The sequence below is a fragment of the Terrabacter sp. 2YAF2 genome (assembly GCF_052114705.1).
Classification (GTDB): Bacteria; Actinomycetota; Actinomycetes; order Actinomycetales; family Dermatophilaceae; genus Terrabacter.
Genome location: NZ_JBFRFG010000005.1, coordinates 321,989 through 338,434, shown reverse-complemented (window position 1 = coordinate 338,434; position 16,446 = coordinate 321,989). Strand labels below are relative to the sequence as shown.

General features: G+C 73.1%; 16 protein-coding genes. 4 read left to right on the top strand and 12 right to left on the bottom strand.

The features are described from left to right. Positions 1–53: 53 nt before the first annotated feature. From AB4030_RS08195 to AB4030_RS08175, 5 genes are all read right to left on the bottom strand, one after another. The gene (locus AB4030_RS08195; RefSeq protein ID WP_442278716.1) at positions 54–1,355 is read right to left on the bottom strand and encodes an RNA polymerase sigma factor; all 1,302 of its coding nucleotides are present in this window, start codon (positions 1,353–1,355) and stop codon (positions 54–56) included. A gap of 46 nt (positions 1,356–1,401) precedes the next feature. Continuing rightward, entirely contained in the window at positions 1,402–1,773 is a 372-nt protein-coding gene (locus tag AB4030_RS08190; RefSeq protein ID WP_442278715.1) for a YciI family protein, read from the bottom strand. A 31-nt stretch (positions 1,774–1,804) separates the two neighbouring features. Continuing rightward, positions 1,805–2,536 carry a DUF998 domain-containing protein gene (locus AB4030_RS08185; protein ID WP_442278714.1) on the bottom strand — a complete coding sequence of 244 codons (732 nt, stop codon included), beginning with the start codon at positions 2,534–2,536 and terminating at the stop codon, positions 1,805–1,807. A gap of 121 nt (positions 2,537–2,657) precedes the next feature. Beyond that, a complete protein-coding gene (locus tag AB4030_RS08180; RefSeq protein WP_442278713.1) occupies positions 2,658–3,713 on the bottom strand; it encodes a Gfo/Idh/MocA family protein in 1,056 nt (351 codons plus the stop codon). Then, positions 3,710–4,258 carry a DinB family protein gene (locus tag AB4030_RS08175; RefSeq protein WP_442278712.1) on the bottom strand — a complete coding sequence of 183 codons (549 nt, stop codon included), beginning with the start codon at positions 4,256–4,258 and terminating at the stop codon, positions 3,710–3,712. Before AB4030_RS08175 ends, AB4030_RS08180 begins: the two co-directional genes overlap by 4 nt. 79 nt (positions 4,259–4,337) lie before the next feature. Between AB4030_RS08175 and AB4030_RS08170 the strand changes: the two genes are divergently transcribed. Together AB4030_RS08170 and AB4030_RS08165 are read left to right on the top strand one after the other, a co-directional pair. Then, the gene (locus tag AB4030_RS08170) at positions 4,338–5,438 is read left to right on the top strand and encodes a diacylglycerol/lipid kinase family protein (RefSeq protein WP_442278711.1); all 1,101 of its coding nucleotides are present in this window, start codon (positions 4,338–4,340) and stop codon (positions 5,436–5,438) included. Positions 5,439–5,492: 54 nt separating this feature from the next. After that, positions 5,493–6,158 (top strand): DUF2461 domain-containing protein, encoded by a 666-nt coding sequence (locus AB4030_RS08165; RefSeq protein ID WP_442278710.1) that lies wholly within the window; start codon positions 5,493–5,495, stop codon positions 6,156–6,158. A 14-nt stretch (positions 6,159–6,172) separates the two neighbouring features. Here the strand turns inward: AB4030_RS08165 and AB4030_RS08160 are convergent, their stop codons facing one another. Continuing rightward, on the bottom strand, positions 6,173–7,039 hold the full coding sequence (locus tag AB4030_RS08160; protein ID WP_442278709.1) for a methyltransferase domain-containing protein: 867 nt from the start codon (positions 7,037–7,039) through the stop codon (positions 6,173–6,175). A 78-nt stretch (positions 7,040–7,117) separates the two neighbouring features. Between AB4030_RS08160 and AB4030_RS08155 the strand changes: the two genes are divergently transcribed. After that, the gene (locus AB4030_RS08155) at positions 7,118–8,302 is read left to right on the top strand and encodes a flavin-containing monooxygenase (protein ID WP_442278708.1); all 1,185 of its coding nucleotides are present in this window, start codon (positions 7,118–7,120) and stop codon (positions 8,300–8,302) included. A gap of 11 nt (positions 8,303–8,313) precedes the next feature. On the opposite strand, the gene AB4030_RS08150 is transcribed toward AB4030_RS08155, so the two are convergent. From AB4030_RS08150 to AB4030_RS08135, 4 genes are all read right to left on the bottom strand, one after another. Beyond that, positions 8,314–10,881 carry a CHAT domain-containing protein gene (locus tag AB4030_RS08150; protein ID WP_442278707.1) on the bottom strand — a complete coding sequence of 856 codons (2,568 nt, stop codon included), beginning with the start codon at positions 10,879–10,881 and terminating at the stop codon, positions 8,314–8,316. Between the two features lie 106 nt (positions 10,882–10,987). After that, positions 10,988–11,485 (bottom strand): hypothetical protein, encoded by a 498-nt coding sequence (locus AB4030_RS08145; protein WP_442278706.1) that lies wholly within the window; start codon positions 11,483–11,485, stop codon positions 10,988–10,990. A gap of 1 nt (position 11,486) precedes the next feature. Beyond that, entirely contained in the window at positions 11,487–12,068 is a 582-nt protein-coding gene (locus AB4030_RS08140) for an RNA polymerase sigma factor (protein ID WP_442278705.1), read from the bottom strand. Then, on the bottom strand, positions 12,065–13,627 hold the full coding sequence (locus tag AB4030_RS08135; protein WP_442278704.1) for a S8/S53 family peptidase: 1,563 nt from the start codon (positions 13,625–13,627) through the stop codon (positions 12,065–12,067). The genes AB4030_RS08140 and AB4030_RS08135 overlap by 4 nt, the downstream gene beginning before the upstream one ends. A gap of 480 nt (positions 13,628–14,107) precedes the next feature. Here AB4030_RS08135 and AB4030_RS08130 point away from each other — a divergent pair, with 480 nt between their 5' ends. Then, positions 14,108–14,857, top strand: coding sequence for a peptidoglycan-binding domain-containing protein (locus tag AB4030_RS08130; protein ID WP_442278703.1), 750 nt, complete (start codon positions 14,108–14,110; stop codon positions 14,855–14,857). Between the two features lie 30 nt (positions 14,858–14,887). Here the strand turns inward: AB4030_RS08130 and pheA are convergent, their stop codons facing one another. Next, positions 14,888–15,835 carry a prephenate dehydratase gene (gene pheA, locus AB4030_RS08125; RefSeq protein ID WP_442278702.1) on the bottom strand — a complete coding sequence of 316 codons (948 nt, stop codon included), beginning with the start codon at positions 15,833–15,835 and terminating at the stop codon, positions 14,888–14,890. Then, the gene (locus tag AB4030_RS08120) at positions 15,832–16,371 is read right to left on the bottom strand and encodes a DUF4446 family protein (RefSeq protein ID WP_442278701.1); all 540 of its coding nucleotides are present in this window, start codon (positions 16,369–16,371) and stop codon (positions 15,832–15,834) included. The genes pheA and AB4030_RS08120 overlap by 4 nt, the downstream gene beginning before the upstream one ends. Positions 16,372–16,446: the final 75 nt, after the last annotated feature.

Genomic DNA, 16,446 nt, shown 5'->3' with positions numbered 1-16,446 from the left:
AAGGCACGCGGGCACGCGCAGTGGTCGCGTGCCCGCGCTTGGTGGACTCCCCGTCAGGGGCGGCCGTGGTCGCGGGCAGCCGAGGCCCGCCCGCTGAACATGGTCCGTTCGGCCTCGCTCCGTGTCAGCCCGGCCGCACGCTCGAACGCGTCGCCCGCTTCCGTATGCCGTCCGCCGCGGTCGAGCAGGTCGCCGCGCACCGCGTGCAGGTGCGGGTAGTCCGCAAGACGCCCCGAAGCCACGACCGCGTCGATGATCGCGAGCCCCGCGTCTGGGCCTGACGAGAAGCCCACGGCGACTGCGCGGTTCACCTCGACAACCGGAGACGGCCAGATGGCGGCGAGCACGGCGTAGAGATCCGCGACGCGCCTCCAGTCTGTGTCCTCCGCGCTCAGGGCGCGCGCATGGCACGCGGCAATCCCGGCCTGGACCGTGTAGGGCCCGAGCGGCCGCTCGAACTCCTCGGCGCGCCTGAGGGAGGCAAGGCCGCGCCTGATGAGGAGCCGGTCCCACCGGCGGCGGTCCTGGTCGGGTAGCAGCACCGGCTCTCCCCCCTGACCGACGCGGGCCGGCAGTCGCGAAGCCTGCAGCTCCATGAGCGCCAGCAGGCCGTGCACCTCCGGTTCCTCGGGCGTGAGGACGGCGAGGAGGCGGCCGAGGCGCATCGCCTCCTGGCAGAGCGCAGGCCGCACCCAGTCCTCTCCGGCCGTGGCGGCATACCCCTCGTTGTAGACGAGGTAGACGACCTCGAGGACGGACGAGAGACGAGTGGCGAGCTCGTCGCGTGACGGCAGCTCGAAGCGGATCTGCTTGTCGCTCAATGTCTTCTTGGCGCGAACGATGCGCTGAGCCATGGTCGCCTCGGGGACGAGGAAGGCTCGGGCGATCTCGTCTGTCGACAGCCCGGCGAGGCAGCGCAGCGTCAGGGCGACCCGCGACTCGAGCGACAGCACCGGGTGGCACGCGGTGAGGACGAGTCGCAGCAGGTCGTCACCGATGTGGTCGTCCAGGGCGTCGACGTGGCCGTCCGAGTCGACGCCGGACTCATCGGCCGTGAGGTCCCGCGCGAGGACGGCAACCTTGCGCTCGTGGGTCGCCGTGCGACGGTGGGCGTCGATGGCCCGACGCCTGGCGGTCGTCATGAGCCAGCCCCCCGGGTTGGGTGGGATGCCGGAAGCCGACCACTGCTCGAGCGCCGCGACCAGCGCCTCCTGGGCGCTGTCCTCCGCGAGCGCCACATCGCCGGTCACGCGGGCAAGGCTCGCGATGAGGCGACCGGACTCGATGCGCCAGACCGCCTCGACGGCGCGCCGCGCGGCAGCCTCACCCCCGGTCTGGCCCGACGCATCCGTCACCCCTCGACCCTAGGCCGCGGACCCACCCCGAACGGACGAGCTGACGTCACTGCGGCGGTCCGAAATCCTCCGGCCCCATGATCTTGATGACGTCCGACTCGCCCTGCCATCCGGGCCACAGGTCGGCGTGGAGCTGCATGAAGCGCGACGTCCACTCGACGGCCTCCTCCTTGGAGCGCACGTCGTAGACGGCATACGAGATGTATTCCTTGGCTTCCGTGAACGGGCCGTCCATGACGGACAGCTCACCTCCGGCGACGGTGACGCGCGCACCTGCTGCGCTGGGCGCCAGGCCGGCGTTGTCGAGCAGCGCGCCCGACGCCGTGGCCTCGCCGCCGAGGTTCATGATCGCCGCCATGAGACCTTCGGGCGGCGGACCTGCTGGCTGGGTGCCCTTGAGGACGCTGATGTAACGCATGGGAATCTCCTTGTCGTCTGGGTCTGGTCGGTCAGGACCGCGTGGGTGCGGGTCCGTCGGCGAGCGAGCGGTAGAGGTGGACGGCGACGACGGCGAGCCAGGAGAAGACGAGGACCACCGCACCGGTGAAGAGCAGGTTGGCTGCGACGCTACCCGCGCCGGAGGCCACGCAGAGGAAGCCGCCGATGAAGACGACACCGGTCACCCGCGAGAAGAGGGAGACCCGACGTCCGCCCTCGGCCCTGAACCGACGCCCGAGCACGAAGCACGCGGCTGCGATCGCGACGAAGCCGACGCCTGCGGCCGCGAAGTGCCCGATGCCGTGGGCGGTCACGACGCCGACGCCCTCCGGCGTCCCGACAGGGAAGCCGAGCGCCGGGTCCGCACGCAGGAGGCCGGCAGCCACGAGACCGGCGCCGAAGACGCCGGTGAGCCGTGGAGCCCACCGGTCGCCAGGCCCACCCGCAAGCGCGCGCCGCAGACCGACCGCGAAGGCGAGCAGCATCAGCCCGGTGAGGACGAAGTTGCTGACCTGCACCCAGCCGAGGTCGCCGTTCTCGAGGAGGCTCCACTCGTGGCGGGTGAGGTCGAATCCCGGGCGGGTGACGGCCTGGCCCAGCGAGACGAGGACGTAGAACGGACCAGCGACGGCGCCCCAGCCGAGCAGGCTGCGGGTGACGTGCATCGGCGTCCACCCGTCGCCGCACTTGCCCACGCTGGGGATGGTGCCGGTCTGGGTGTGTCGAGATTCGGTGGTGGTCATGGTGCCCTCCCGGGTCAGGGGGCGCCGGCCTGGTGCCGTGCGCTGTCACCCCTTCCACGAGTGGGACGACCCCCGATCGACATCCGCGACGAAGAAGCTTCCGGACGGCCCGACCCCGGCATCACTCCCCGGGGTAGACGACCCCGGTCTGACGGCGTACGTCGTCCATCGTCTCCATGACGCGCAGCGTCGTCGCGTGCGGCAGGAGCGGTGACTCGGTCTCGCCGGCGACGAGGCAGCGGGCGAACTCGGCCGCCTCGTAGGAGAAGCCGCGCACGTCGTCGGTGAGACCGCCGGGCCGCTCGTCGAGGACCTCGTTGGTGCGGTTCACGAGCCGGATCGTCGAGCCGGCGCCGTAGAAGGTGCCGGACAGCTCGAGCCGCGCCTCGGTGCCCGCGACGACGGCGGTGCACGGCGTGACGCCGGCCATCGTGCAGGACAGGACGCCGTGGCCTCCCCCGGCTCCGGTGACCGTGATGGTCGTCGTGGCATCGACGCCGAGGTCGGTCAGCGTGCCGGCCGCCGACACGGACGTCGGGGCGCCGAGCACGAGGTCGGCGAACGACACGGGGTAGACGCCGAGGTCGAGCAGCGCCCCGCCCGCGAGCTCCGGCTGCGAGAGCCGGGCCGGGCCGTCGGGGTAGAGCCGCTGACCGTGGTCGGCGAAGACGCTGACGAGCTCGCCGATGAGGCCGGTCTCGACGACGTGGCGCACCACGTCGTAGTGCGGCAGGAAGCGGCTCCACATGGCCTCGACGACGAGCAGCCCCTGCCGCCCGGCGGCCGCGAGCACCTCGCGGGCCTCGGCGGCGCTGCGCGTGAAGGCCTTCTCGACGAGGACCGGCTTGCCGGCCTCGATCGCGAGCAGTGCGTGGTCGCGGTGCTCGGAGTGCGGCGACGCGACGTAGATCGCGTCGACCTCCGTGTCGGCGACGAGCTCCTCGTAGGAGCCGTAGGCGCGCGGGATCGCGAACTCGTCGGCGAAGTCCAGGGCGCGCTCACGGCTGCGCGAGCCGACGGCGACGACCGAGGAGGCCGTGCCGACCGCGACGGCGTCGGCGAAGGCGTGCGCGATCCCTCCGGGCGCCAGGACGCCCCAGCGGATGGCCGGCGCGTCGTGCGGGTCGGGCGTGCGCGGCTCGGGCAGCCGGAGGGCGACGTCGATGGGCAGGGTCATGCGATCACGTCCCAGAGGTGGTGGCGGATGTCGTGGACGAAGTAGAGCGAGAGCGTGCGGGCCGTGAACGTCGAGCCGTTGCTGCGCAGGGCCGGCCACTCCCACTGCGTACCCGTCGGGAGGGCGTATGCCGTCGCCGCCCTCTCGAACGCGACCGTGACCTCGCGTGCCACGACGTCCGGGTCGCAGCGCCAGTACTGCCGCTCGAGGGCCGTCTCGTCCTGGTCCCAGTTGGCGAACTGCACGAGGGAGCCACCGGCACCGAGGATCTGCTCGAGCCTCGCGCGCATGACGTCGCAGACGTCGCGCACGTGGCAGACGTACTCGAGCGGCGACCACACGCCCTCGGCCGGGCGGGTGCGCACGTCGTCGCGGCGCAGCGCCGCGGCATACCTCTTCCCGGCGTCGCGGAGGATCGCGGGGACGTCGGCGGGATCGGTGGCCGTGGCGTCGAAGCCGCAGTCGGGGCAGGGCCGGGTCAGGACCCACGTCCAGTCCGCGTCGTCGGGCGTCGAGGGCCCGGGGTCGGTGATCGGCTCGCTCATGCGCTCAGGGTATGGGGAGCCGCGGGCGTTTCCGACGTCTGTTCAGGACCCGTTCACGCTCGGGATACCGTATGTCTTCGTGCTCAAGGACTACCTGCCGTGGATCATCGCCGGCCTCGTCGTGCTGGCGCTGGTGGTCGGAGGGCTGGTCCTGACCCGCGTCGTGCCCGAGGCGACCGCGACGCGACGCCGCCGCCCACGCCCTCACCGGGACCACTTCCGGGCCGGCGACGAGGCGCCGGCGCCGCTCAAGCGCGCCGGCGTCGTCATCAACCCCACGAAGTTCCCCGACCTGCCCGCGGTGCGCGCGCGGATCACTGCCGCGTGTCTCGCGAACGGCTGGGGCGAGCCGCTCTTCTACGAGACGACCATGGAGGACCCCGGCCAGGGGCAGGCCGCGCAGGCCGTGCGTGACGGCGCCGACATCGTCTGCACCCTCGGCGGCGACGGCACGGTGCGCAACGTCGCCGGCGCGCTCGTCGGCACCGAGACGGCTCTCGGCATCCTGCCCGCGGGAACCGGCAACCTGCTGGCCCGCAACCTCGACCTGCCCGTCGCGCTCGAGACGGCCGTCACCGTCGCCCTGACGGGCCGCAACCGCCGCATCGACGTCGGCGAGCTCGTCATCGGCGCGGCGCCGATGGACGACGCCCCCGACGAGTCGGGCGACCCCGAGACCCACTCCTTCCTCGTCATGGCCGGCATCGGGATGGACGCGCAGATCATGGCCGGCACCAACGAGAACCTCAAGGCCAAGGTGGGCTGGCCGGCATACATGGTCTCCGGGCTCAAGCACCTCGTGTCGCCCGAGTTCCGCATCTCCGTCAAGGTCGACGACGAGCTCGAGTTCCGCCGCCGTGCCCGCATGGTCGTCATCGGCAACTGCGGACGTCTCCTCGGCGGTCTCGTGCTCATGCCGAACGCGCGGGTCGACGACGGACAGCTCGACGCGGTCATCGCGTCACCGCGTGGCGTCGTCGGTTGGGTGCCGGTCGCGACCCGCGTGGCCACCCGTCAGCGCAAGGGTCACCCGACCCTCGACCACAAGGCGTGCAAGGAGGTCCGGGTGCGCACCGACCGTCCGGTCCCCGTCCAGATCGACGGTGACGTCATCGGCGAGGCGAGCGAGGTCAGTGCCACGGTGCGTCCCGGATGCCTCACGGTGCGCGTCAGCCAGTAGCGGCCAGAGGGGCGTGCTTGCCCGACCACCTGCCGTCGGTGCCAGAGTTGCCACATGAGCACGCCAGCCTCCTTCTCCGGCTTCCCGGCCGGTGCCCTGTCGTTCTATGCCGAGCTCGAGGACCGCAACTCCCGGGACTGGTGGCTCGCCCACAAGGACGTCTACGAGCGCGACGTCCGTGAGCCGATGCTCGCCCTCCTCGACGGCCTCGAGGAGGAGTTCGGTGAGGCCAAGCTCTTCCGGCCGAACCGCGACGTGCGCTTCAGCGCCGACAAGTCGCCCTACAAGACGCACCAGGGTGCGCTCGTCGGATCCGGCACGGTCCTCGGCTACTACGTGCAGGTGAGTGCGGACGGCCTGCGGGCCGGTGGCGGCTTCCGTGCGGCGAGCCCCGCACAGACCGCCCGCTTCCGCGCCGCCGTCGACGCGCCGTCGAGCGGTTTGGAGCTCGAGTCCATCCTGGCCGCCCTGCGCGGCAAGCGTTTCGACGTGCTCGGCGAGCAGGTGAAGACGACACCGAGGGGGTATGCCGCCGACCACCCGCGCATCGAGACGCTGCGTCACAAGGAGCTCATGGTCATGCACGACTTCGGCGCGCCGGGCTGGCTCGGCACGAAGCGGGCCTTGACCGAGGTTCGCAACACCTGGCGCTCGGTGCGCCCGCTGACGGCCTGGCTGGAGGAGCACGTCGGCGCCGACGTGCCGGTCCGCCTCCACTGAGGTGTCCGCTCGGGTCATCCGACCTTGCGCGCGACGACGCCGAACATCGTCACGGAGAAGAACGCCGTCCCAGCGCTGGCGGCTGCCATCGCATCGGCCAGGAACTGGTCGGCCTCCGCGCGGGACAGTGCCCCCTCCTCCACCGCGGCATCGGCGTTGCGGTGGATCAGACCGCTGCCGAGCAGGGCACGCGGCGGCATGACGAGCGCTGCCGAGCCGATGTCGTCGTCGACGACCAGCCCGGCGACGCGGAGCTGGCTCGGCAGGTGCCGGGCCGCGAACGGGTTGGCCATGCGCCGCCAGTTCGCCTCGGCGTAGCGGCGCACGAGGTCGGGGTCGCCGGGGTGGCTGATGACGGTCCCCCAGTCACTGTCCAGCACGGCCACCCGTCCGTCGGGTGCGAGGACGCGCGCGAACTCGTGGGCCGCGGCCTGCGGGTCGGGGAGGTGCTGGAAGACGCGTTCGCACCGCAGCACGTGGACGGCGCCGTCGGCGAAGGGCAGGTCCGCGGCGTCCCCGTCCATGAGGGTCGCGGCCGACCCGGTCAGGGCCGCCCGGCGCGACCCCTCCTCCCGGAGGCCCGGGTTCGGCTCGATGCCAACCGCACGCCCGTCGGGGGCCACCGCCTCGGCGAGGCGCCGCAGCTCGGTGCCGGTGCCGGCGCCGACGTCGACGACGGACTCCCCCGGCTGAGGCGCGAGGGCTTCGAAGGCCCAGTCGCGCAGCCGGCGGACCGCCGGCTGCTGCTCCTGCGCGTCGAGGAGCGCGACGAGGGTGGCGACGCGGGCCGCGCCGCCCTCACCGATCCGCTCGCGCGTGAACATGCTCGGCGCGGCTCCCGACCCTTCCTGGTGAGGAGTCGGGACCGACGAAGGGGTCACGCCTCCAGCATGCTGCTCGGCCCCCGGGTCGAAGCCCCGTTTGCCGATAACCGCCGGGGTGGGCGCTACGTTGGCCCGGTGACCCAGCGCAGCGTCCCGGTCGACGCATACATCATCGGTGCCGGCCCGGGCGGGCTGGCCACGGCCGCCGCCCTCGAGGCCCGCGGGTTGCACGGCGTCGTCCTCGAACGGAGCAACGGCGTCGGCACGTCGTGGCGCGGGCACTACGACCGCCTGCACCTGCACACGCCGCGCGAGCTCTCCGGCCTGCCCGGCTTCCCCATCCCCAAGGAGATGGGCCGCTGGGTCTCTCGCGACGACGTCGTGCGCTACCTCGAGCTGTATGCCGCCCACCACCGACTCGATGTCCGCCTGAACACCGAGGTGCGCCGTGTCGACCGGTCCTCGGACGGCGGCTCGTGGACCCTCACCCTCGCGGACGGGACGACCCTGACCGCCCCGTACGCCGTCGTCGCGACCGGGTTCAACCACACACCGCGCGAGCCGGATGCGCCTGGGCTGCAGGAGTATTCCGGTGAGGTCGTGATGGCCCGCGACTACCGCAACGGGTCGGCACACGCCGGCAGGGACGTCCTCGTCGTCGGCACGGGCAACACCGGCACCGAGCTCGCCGTCGACCTCGTCGAGCACGGCGCTGCGCGCGTGCGCCTGGCCGTCCGCACCGTGCCGCACATCCTGCGCCGCAACACCGGGCCGTATGCCGCGCAGTACACCGGCATCGCCGTGCGCCATCTGCCCACGGCCTTCGTCGACCGGGTCGCGCCGGTCGTGGAGCGCATCCAGACCCCGGACCTGTCGGCGCAGGGGCTGCCGCGACCGGACACCGGCCTGCTGACCCGCGTCGAGCGCGACAACGCGATCCCGGTGCAGGACGTCGGCATCATCGACGCGATCCGGTCCGGGGCGGTCGAGCCGGTCGCCGCGCTCCGCGAGTTCGACGGCGACAGCGTCGTGCTCGCGGACGGCACGCGCCTTCGGCCCGACCTCGTCGTCCTCGCGACCGGGTACGCCCAGGGACTCGAGCCGCTCATCGGCCACCTCGGCGTCCTCGACGACAAGGGCCGCCCCGTCGAGCGCGGGGGACGCACGGCGCGGGGCGCGAAGGGGCTCTGGTTCACCGGCTACACCAACCCCATCTCCGGGATGCTGCGGGAGATCTCGATCGATGCCCGCAAGATCGCCCTCGCCATGGCCCTGCGCAAGCGCCAGGAGATCAAGGACCTGCGCCGCCAGGCCGCCTGACCCGGGACTCCTCAGGGGCGGTGCTGGCCGCCGAGGTTGAGGAAGGCGGCGGCGACGTCGTCGGTCTCGGCGACGGCGCGGGCGAGCGCCTCGTCGCTCGGCAGGCCGGACGCCAGCAGCTCGTGGTGTCGCGTCATCGTGGACGCCGCGACGTCGTCGGGCACGGGCGAGACCGCCGCGACGACCGACCGCGCCCCGAGGGAGAGCAGCGACACGGCGAGGCCGAGGGACTCGTGACCGGGGCGAGCAGACGTCAGGCCGACCTCGCACGCCGAGAGCACCACGTGGTCGGCGCACACGCCGGTGGGCTGCAGCTCGTGGGCGAAGACCGGCCCGTCGTGGAGCACGAGCGACGAGAACAGCGGCGACTCGACCTGGTGCGTGCCGTGGGCGGCGACGTGGACGACGCCGGGCCGGGACAGGGCATTTACGAGCTCGTCCCGCCGGGAGGGCTCCACGAGGCGGGCCCCGTCGCCCCACGTGCCGACGATCGCCCGACCCTCGCTCGACGCGCGCGGCACCGACGGGCCGACGCTGACGTGGACCTCCGAGGCACCGGAGGCACCGGAGGCACCGGGCGCGTCGTCACGTGCCACACCCCGCCGCGCGAATGAGGTCAGCGACAAGGCAACGGTGAACGGCCGCCCGACCATGGAGGGCAGCAGCGCCCACGGGAGCGCTGAGAGCTCGGGACAGGTCACGACGACGAGCCCGCGGTCGGAACGCCACGGCCGAAGCAGGGCATCGTCGAGCTCGGCCGCGCTCGCCCGAAGCGAGGACCAGACGGCTCCCGCTAGCGGGCCGAGGTGGTGCGTGGCGGCAGCACGGAGGTCGACGCGTACGCGCTGGGCCAGCTCGGCGGCGCGGTCGGCCGCCACGAGCTCCCGCATGGTCGCCCGGCCGCCCACGACGCCGACCGCACCGATGCGGCCGCGGTGCCGGTAGAACCACACGAGGTCGCGGTCGACCCGGCTGAGGTGCTCGCGAGCCTCGCGCACCCGCACCGGGGCAGCACGGGTCGTCCCGACGGTGCGGCTCAGGGCCCAGTCACGGTCGCGGATCTGCCGTTCGAGGCGCGAGGCGTGGTCGTGCAGCTCCCGGACCTGCGCGGGGTCGTTCTCACCGCGCAGGTGGCCGCGTACGGACCGCAGCTGTTCCGTGAGCTGGGCGAGCTGCTCGTCGTCGGGTCGCCCGAGGGACGGGAGCCGATCCGTCGCGCTGCGCCACCGTTCGAGGGCCTCCAGCACTGAGGCGCTGCCGCGCGGCACGGCGAGCTCGAGGTCCAGCTCGGACAACCGGGCGCCGTGCACCGCGCGAGCCGTGCGCAGGTCGAGGCTCGCGCTGCCCTGCTGGCCGGCCGCGAGCCGGCGGGACGCCCGCACGAGGATGCGCCGGGCCGGGGTGACGTCGCCCGTGGCCACGAGCGTCATCGCCGTCACGACCGCCGCGTCGAGCTCGTCGGACAGCGAGCCGGTCGAGACCCGCTCGAGGCTGAGCAGGCGGGTGTTCGCGGCCGCCGCGTCCCCGGCGAGCAGGAGCGCCTGCGCCGCGACGACGCGAGCGCTGTCAGCGAGCTCCGGGTCTCCGAGCTCCGCCGCCGTCTCGGTGAGCTCGTCGGCCGTCGCGGCCGCAGCGAGAGCGCCCGTGGTGTCGCCCGTGGTGTCCCCCACGAGAGGCGGGACCGGCTCGGCCTCTGGCTGTCCCTGCGCGCGACGCGTCCTCCGCTGCCGGTCGAGGTCCACGAGCAGCTCGACGAGTCTCGCCTTGGCGGCCCACGCGGTCGCCCCGATGCGCCCGTAGGTCTCGCGGGCCGACACCGCGGCACCCGTGGCGAGGCCCAGGTGCCCGAGGAGCCGGTGGGCACGGGCCAGGGCGAGCTCGAACTCCGCTCGCATCTGGTCGTGCCCGTCGCCGGCGAGCTCGGCAAGTCCCGCGTGCAGTGCCTCCACGGCCTCCTTCACGAGCCCGGCCTCGAGCAGGACCTGGGCGCGGTCCAGCCGGGCCGGCCCCTGGAAGACGTCGGCCTCGAGCTCCTGGGCGCGAGCCATGCCGGCCAGCGACCGCGGGATGTCACCGAGGAGGTATGCCGCATACCCCTCGTTGTGACGAGCCATGAACTCCTGCTCGGCCCCTCCCAGCTCGTGCGCGAGGCGCGCCGCCTCCGCGAAGGAGTCGAGAGCCTCCTGCGGCCGCAGCAGCTCGAAGGCCAGCATCCCCCGACTCAGGTGCACCGAGCACTGCTCGCGCTCGGTGAAGGCATCGAGCCGGCGCACGGCCCCCTCGAGTCCGTCCCAGGCCGAGGCGAGGTCACCGACGCGGCCGTGGATGTTGGCGCGCTGGTAGTCCAGGCGCGCCCGGAGCCGGTCGTCGCCGAGGTCCTCGACGAGCTCCTCGGCCTCCGCGAGCCGTGCTGACGCCGTCTCGAGCCCCGACAGCATGAACTCGGTCAGGGCCAGCGTGATGAGCGTCTTGCAGCGCAGCTCCAGCCGCTCAGCCGAGGGAGCAGATCCGGCCACCCGGTCGATCTCGTCCAGTGCCGCCGTCAGCGAGCGCGCAGCGTCGACCGGCCTCCCGGCCATGTTGTCCGCGGCGCCCTGCTCGCGCAGGGCGCGGGCACTGTCGAGCAGATCGATGGCTCCCGCCCGGCCTCTCGCTCAGGGCCGGTCACCACGTGTGTCGGGATCGTCAGATCTGGATCGTCGGGGTGATGACCGGTCTCGTGTCCTCGTTGCCCGGGTCGGTCACGACGAAGTGCACCGGCCCATGGGGTAGATCATCCAGAACGAAGCGGCCGTTCGCATCCGAAATCACCGAGCTGCTCCCCTCCGCCGTCACAGCCTGGACCCGGGCGCCGGGTGTCGTGACCCAGCCATCGACGCGGACGCGGTCCTCGAGCTCGTCGGAGTCCATCGGGCCGGCCGAGACCATGAGGCTCAGCGAGGCAGCCGTGAAGGTCACCGACTCCGTGGGAGTCGGCTCAACCGTGACCTCCGCGCCCCGCGTCGTCAGCAGCGCGGAGTCCATCAGCTCGGCGACCTCGGCGTGCAGCGCGTGCACCGTGATCGCGAACTTGACCCGCTCGGCGAGGTCGCTCGGCACGGGGTCGGCGTGACCGAAGAGGTCCCGCACGTGGCCCAGGTTGGCGATGTCGCGGGCATCGATGGCGTCCGTGTGCGATGTCATGTCAGACCGCCCATCCGGGGTCGGAGCCGAGGGTGGTCCTCAGCTTCTGGAGGCAACGGCCGCGGGTCGGGCCGATGCTGCCGACGGGCATGCCCAACGACTCCGCGATGGCGGCATAGTCAGGACGGTCGGCGAACGCGATGACCCGGAGCAGCTCCTGGCACCGCGGGGTGAGGGTCGAGACGTGCCTCCACAGCACGCGCTGGCGCTCGGAGAGGATGGACTGCGCCTCGGGGTCGAGCTGTTGCGCCGGAGGCTCCGGCACCTCCTCGACGCCGAGCTCGCGCCGGGCCCCGCGCGCCAGGCGCCAGACCTCGCGCTTGACGACGACGACGAGCCAGCCGAGCACCGCCGCCGGCTCGTTGATCGAGTCGGCCCGGTCGACGAGCTGGAGGAAGGCGGTCTGGATGGCGTCCTCGCACGTCGCCGGCGCGCCGCCCTGGGAACGCGCAGCGTTCCACAGCACGGGCGTCACGAGGTCGACAAGCTCCGAGAGCCGCTCCCGGTCACCAGCGCGGTAGGCGGAGAACGCTTGACCAGCGAGGGTCCCGAGGCCGTCGGGTGCGGTGGGGGTGGGTGTCATGACCGCGTCCTCGCGATGCAGGTGCGCAGCGCCCGGATGGCCCGTTTGCGCATGGTGGACGACGAGACGTCGGTGAGGCCGCCCTCGTCGATGAGGGCCGCAGCCAGCTCGGCCGCGAAGACCGGAGTGGCGAACGACGTGCCGCTCCACACGCCGAAACCCCCCGTGTAGTCGTCCGGGTCGACCGTGCAGCGGACCGTGCCGTCGGAAGAGTCCTGGGCCGAGGGCTGACCCATGCCGTTCGTGAGGGGCAGGGTGCTGACGACGGAGACCCCGGAGCGCACCGCGCTGACGACCGTGAGGTTGTTGGAGAAGAGCGCCACGGTCGTGCCGTCGGGGTTGGTCGCGCCGACGCTGGCGAGCGGCGGCACCGACGCCCGGGTGATCCGCTGCGGAGGGGCGGCCGCGAGCGCTGCCGGGACGAAGGGCGCGTCGGTGCCGTCGTTGCCGACGCCGGCGACCACGAGGACCCCGTTGTCGGCGAACCGGTCGAGCAGGTCGGCTACGGGTCCGGACGTGTAGGTGCGGTCCTCGGCGTAGTAGCCGAGCGACAGGGACAGCACGTCGACGACCTCAGCCGCGTCGTCGTTCTCCTGTCCGTGCACGTGCCGGTCGAGCAGGGCCTGCAGGACGTCGAGCATGACGCTCTCGTCGACGACGCCGTCGTCGCCCATGACCGGGATCGACAGGATCGTCGCCTCGGGGCAGCCCTGCCGGACCAGCCCGGCGATGAACGTCGCGTGTCCCTGGAGCAGCCCGACGGGCTCGGCCGGCGCCGGCGCCGAGATCGGCGGCTCGCCGGGCCCCGTGAGGAGGGGCACGAGCCGGCCGTCCTTGAGCTCCATCCGGACGACTCCCTCGTCGTCCGTGAACCACGGGTGCGCGGCGATCGCCGTGTCGGGGACGACGACGACCGGTCTGCGATCGACGGGACGTGCTCGCAGACGCGGGTCGGGCAGCGCGAGGGCGACCGGCATACGGCCTCCGCGCCCCGGCACGGCGTACTCCTGGAGGGCCGACCCCCCGACGCCACCCCAGTAGCCACCCACGCCCCCCCAGTAACCGCCCACGCCACCCCAGTAGCCGACCCCGCCCCAGTAGCCCACGCCACCCCAGTAGCCAGCCGGGCGGAGCACGTGCTCGAGACTCAGCTGCTCGGCGACCGGGTCTCCGGCCTGGCGCAGTCGCTGGAGCACGCTCCACGCGTCGACGGGGTCGATCGAGCGGGTCGGCGTCAGCGTGATGCTCGTGCCCCACGTGGGCTGGTCGAGGTCACGCGGGCTCCCGTCGGGCCGCGGCGTCACCCGGAAGTCGAGCTCGAGCCTGGCGAGGGCCGCGCGCAGCTCGTCGAGTCCTCGGGGCCGTCCGCCACCCGTCGCACTGCGCACGAGCAGGCGGTCGGAGAGGTAGAGCGCGGGAAGGGGCGGGCGGCCGTCGGTCAGGCGCATCGCCGTGGCCGGGTCGAGCGCACGGACGGGCGGTCGCTCGGGGCGACGTGAGCCGTCGCCTGCACCGTCGCCGTTCGCGCCCTGCGGGACGTCGGGACCCGACTCTGACATCGACAACCTCCTGAGGGGCGGGCTGGTGTTGAAAGACCCTTACACCCGACTGAGTGTGCGTATGCGGTTTCCTGATACATCCAGCCCTCCGAAAACTCTTTGTCCGGGGATGTATCACCACGGGAGCCGGTGACTCTGGGTGTTCAGGGGAACGGTCATCGGGTGCCTCGGGGGCGCTGCGGAGGGGCAGCAGGCCCGGTGACTGCAGGGACCGGGACTTCCATGGGGGCGGTCCCGTCGTGGGGCGTCGGGCCTGGCAGCACCGGCGCCCCCTCCCCCTGCCCACAGGAGGGGACGAACCGCAGAACGGGGGCGTATGCCGTTGCCGCGCGTCGCGCCCCTGCGCTCGCCACCCGTGGCGCATACTTGGCGGACGTGAGCGGACGTCGGGGCCGCCGCGTGAGTTCGGGGAGTCAGATGCAGGTCAGGGCAGGCGTTCGCAGCACCGGAAGCCGGCGGGGCGGATTCGCCTCCGTCGCAATGGCGGTCGTCCTGGGCATGACGTTGTCGGCGTGCAGCACGGCACCGCAGACCACGGCGACGGGGTCGTCGACGGCGCAGCAGACGACGCCGACCACCGCGGCGACCACACCGGCCGGTGACGACACGACCGGCCCCATCCCGACGGTCACGGCCGACCCGCTCACCCCGACGAAGCCGACGCCGAGCGCGCCCGTCACTGCGAGCGCCACGCGCACCACCACCGTGCCCACCCCGACGGTGACGACGCCGGCCCCGGGTCCGACGACCGATCCCGGCAGCGTGGCGGGCTCGTGCGAGCGGACCCTGCCGGGATACCCCGTGCTCGAGCCCGGCGCGAAGGGTGCGGCGGTGCGGACCCTGCAGTGCTTCCTCGACGACGGCGCCTACGGGCCCGTGGCCGTCGACGGCGTCTACGGCGCCCAGACGCGAGCGGCCGTCAAGAAGGTCGAGGCGAGCTTCGAGGGCCCGCGGCCCGCACCCGGCCGCATCGACGCCAGCATGTGGGTGCTGCTCATCTCACGCTCGCTCGGCACCCAGACCCTCAAGGTCGGGTCGAAGGGCGCCGAGGTCGTGACGCTCCAACGGGCGCTCCGCGCAGCCGGCGGCACCATCACCGTCGACGGCGACTTCGGCGCTGAGACCAAGAAGGTCGTCCAGCGCTTCCAGCAGGCCAACCGGGTCGGGGACGACGGTGTCGTCGGCGAGGAGACGCTCTTCCTGCTCAAGATGGGCGCGACGATCGGCTGACCCGGCCGTTCGGGCCCGGCGTCGGACGGCTCAGGCCCGCAGGTCGTCGAGCCAGGCCCGGGCCTGGTCGAAGTCCTCGTCGGAGGTGCCTGGACGCGCGTCGGGGCGACCGCCGTCGGCCCGCGGGTAGGACCCGAGGAAGCGCACCTCGGCGCAGACCCGGCGCAGACCCATCAGCGTCTCGCCGACCCGGGCGTCGAGGAGGTGGCCCTCGAAGTCGATGGAGAAGCAGTACGACCCCATCGCCGCCCCGGTCGGTCGCGACTCGAGCCGCGTCATGTTGACGCCGCGGACCGCGAACTGCTCGAGCAGCTCGAGCAGGCCACCGGCGTGGTCCTCGCGCTGGAAGAGCACGACGGTGGTCTTGTCGGCGCCGGTCGGCTCGGGCAGCGTGCCCGGGCGCGCGACGAGGACGAAGCGCGTGACGGCCGACGCGTTGTCGCCGATGTCCTCGGCGAGGACCTCGAGCCCCTCGTTGTGCGCGGCGACGGGAGCACACACCCCGGCGTCGAACATGACCTCGCCGGGCTGGCCCAGTGCCGCCGCGCTCGCCGCCGTCGACAGTGTCGGGACGTACTCCGCGCCCGGCAGGTGCCCACTCATCCAGCCCCGCACCTGGGCCCAGGCGTGCGAATGGGTGCCGACGGTGCGGACCCGGTCGAGCGGCGTACCCGGTCGGGCGCACAGCACGAAGGTGATGGGGACGAGCACCTCGCCGATGACGACGAGCGGCTCGCCCGTCGCGAGCGAGTCGAGGGTCGCGGAGACGCCGCCCTCGACGGAGTTCTCGATCGGCACCATCGCCGCGTCGATGTCGCCGGCGCGCAGGGCCGACAGGGCGGCGTCGACAGACCCGAAAGGCAGGTGATCCCGACCCTCGGCGGCGTCCCACGCGTCGAGCGCCATCTGCGTGAACGTGCCGCGGGGACCGAGGTAGCCGAAGCGGTGCAGCTCGGCGGGCGTGCGGGGCGGCGTCACGACGCGTCCTTCGTCAGGTCGGGCCGGCCGGCCGGCCGCACGGAGCGGCTCGGGCCCGGCTCGTCCTTGGTGGCCGAGGCCAGCGCCTGCTGCTCCTCGGGGGTCAGGGTGATGCTCGACCGGCCGCCGACGATGCCCTTGGCATACGTGCGGGACTCGCCGCGGGCGTGGATCGAGCTGAGGACGATGCCGTCGCCGAGATCGTCGACGATCGCGGCGGAGAACGACAGGCGCCCACCCATGTCGCCGAACGCGTCGTAGCGCACGACGGCGACGTTGCGCAGGCTCTGGCGCACGTCGTCCTCCGCGCTCGCGACGTGCTCCCGCAGCGCGGCCAGCTCGGCCGTGAGTCGGTCGATGCGGTGGTTCTGGGTGGCGGCCACGCGCGCGATGTCGGTCTGTCCGCCGTCGTCGAGCGCGGCGAAGTCGCGTCGCACCCCGGCCAGCCGCTGCTGCGCGGCGACGGCGAGCGCGAGGGCGAGCAGCGCGACGGCGACGGCCACGATGGCCAGGGTCGTCAGCGTCGAGGCGTCCACGATCGGCAAGGGTAGCCGCGCAGGTGGCGCGGGGCCCGTCGGTTCCAGCCCGTGACCGTGCCGGGGGCCGACAGG

What these genes read in the sequence shown, in the direction of transcription:
- AB4030_RS08185 (WP_442278714.1), bottom strand. Translation starts at nt 2,536, where the DNA reads ATGACCACCACCGAATCTCGACACACCCAGACCGGCACCATCCCCAGC.
- AB4030_RS08175 (WP_442278712.1), bottom strand. Translation starts at nt 4,258, where the DNA reads ATGAGCGAGCCGATCACCGACCCCGGGCCCTCGACGCCCGACGACGCG.
- AB4030_RS08130 (WP_442278703.1), top strand. Translation starts at nt 14,108, where the DNA reads ATGGCGGTCGTCCTGGGCATGACGTTGTCGGCGTGCAGCACGGCACCG.
- AB4030_RS08180 (WP_442278713.1), bottom strand. Translation starts at nt 3,713, where the DNA reads ATGACCCTGCCCATCGACGTCGCCCTCCGGCTGCCCGAGCCGCGCACG.
- AB4030_RS08145 (WP_442278706.1), bottom strand. Translation starts at nt 11,485, where the DNA reads ATGACATCGCACACGGACGCCATCGATGCCCGCGACATCGCCAACCTG.
- AB4030_RS08140 (WP_442278705.1), bottom strand. Translation starts at nt 12,068, where the DNA reads ATGACACCCACCCCCACCGCACCCGACGGCCTCGGGACCCTCGCTGGT.
- AB4030_RS08165 (WP_442278710.1), top strand. Translation starts at nt 5,493, where the DNA reads ATGAGCACGCCAGCCTCCTTCTCCGGCTTCCCGGCCGGTGCCCTGTCG.
- AB4030_RS08135 (WP_442278704.1), bottom strand. Translation starts at nt 13,627, where the DNA reads ATGTCAGAGTCGGGTCCCGACGTCCCGCAGGGCGCGAACGGCGACGGT.
- AB4030_RS08150 (WP_442278707.1), bottom strand. Translation starts at nt 10,881, where the DNA reads ATGGCCGGGAGGCCGGTCGACGCTGCGCGCTCGCTGACGGCGGCACTG.
- AB4030_RS08190 (WP_442278715.1), bottom strand. Translation starts at nt 1,773, where the DNA reads ATGCGTTACATCAGCGTCCTCAAGGGCACCCAGCCAGCAGGTCCGCCG.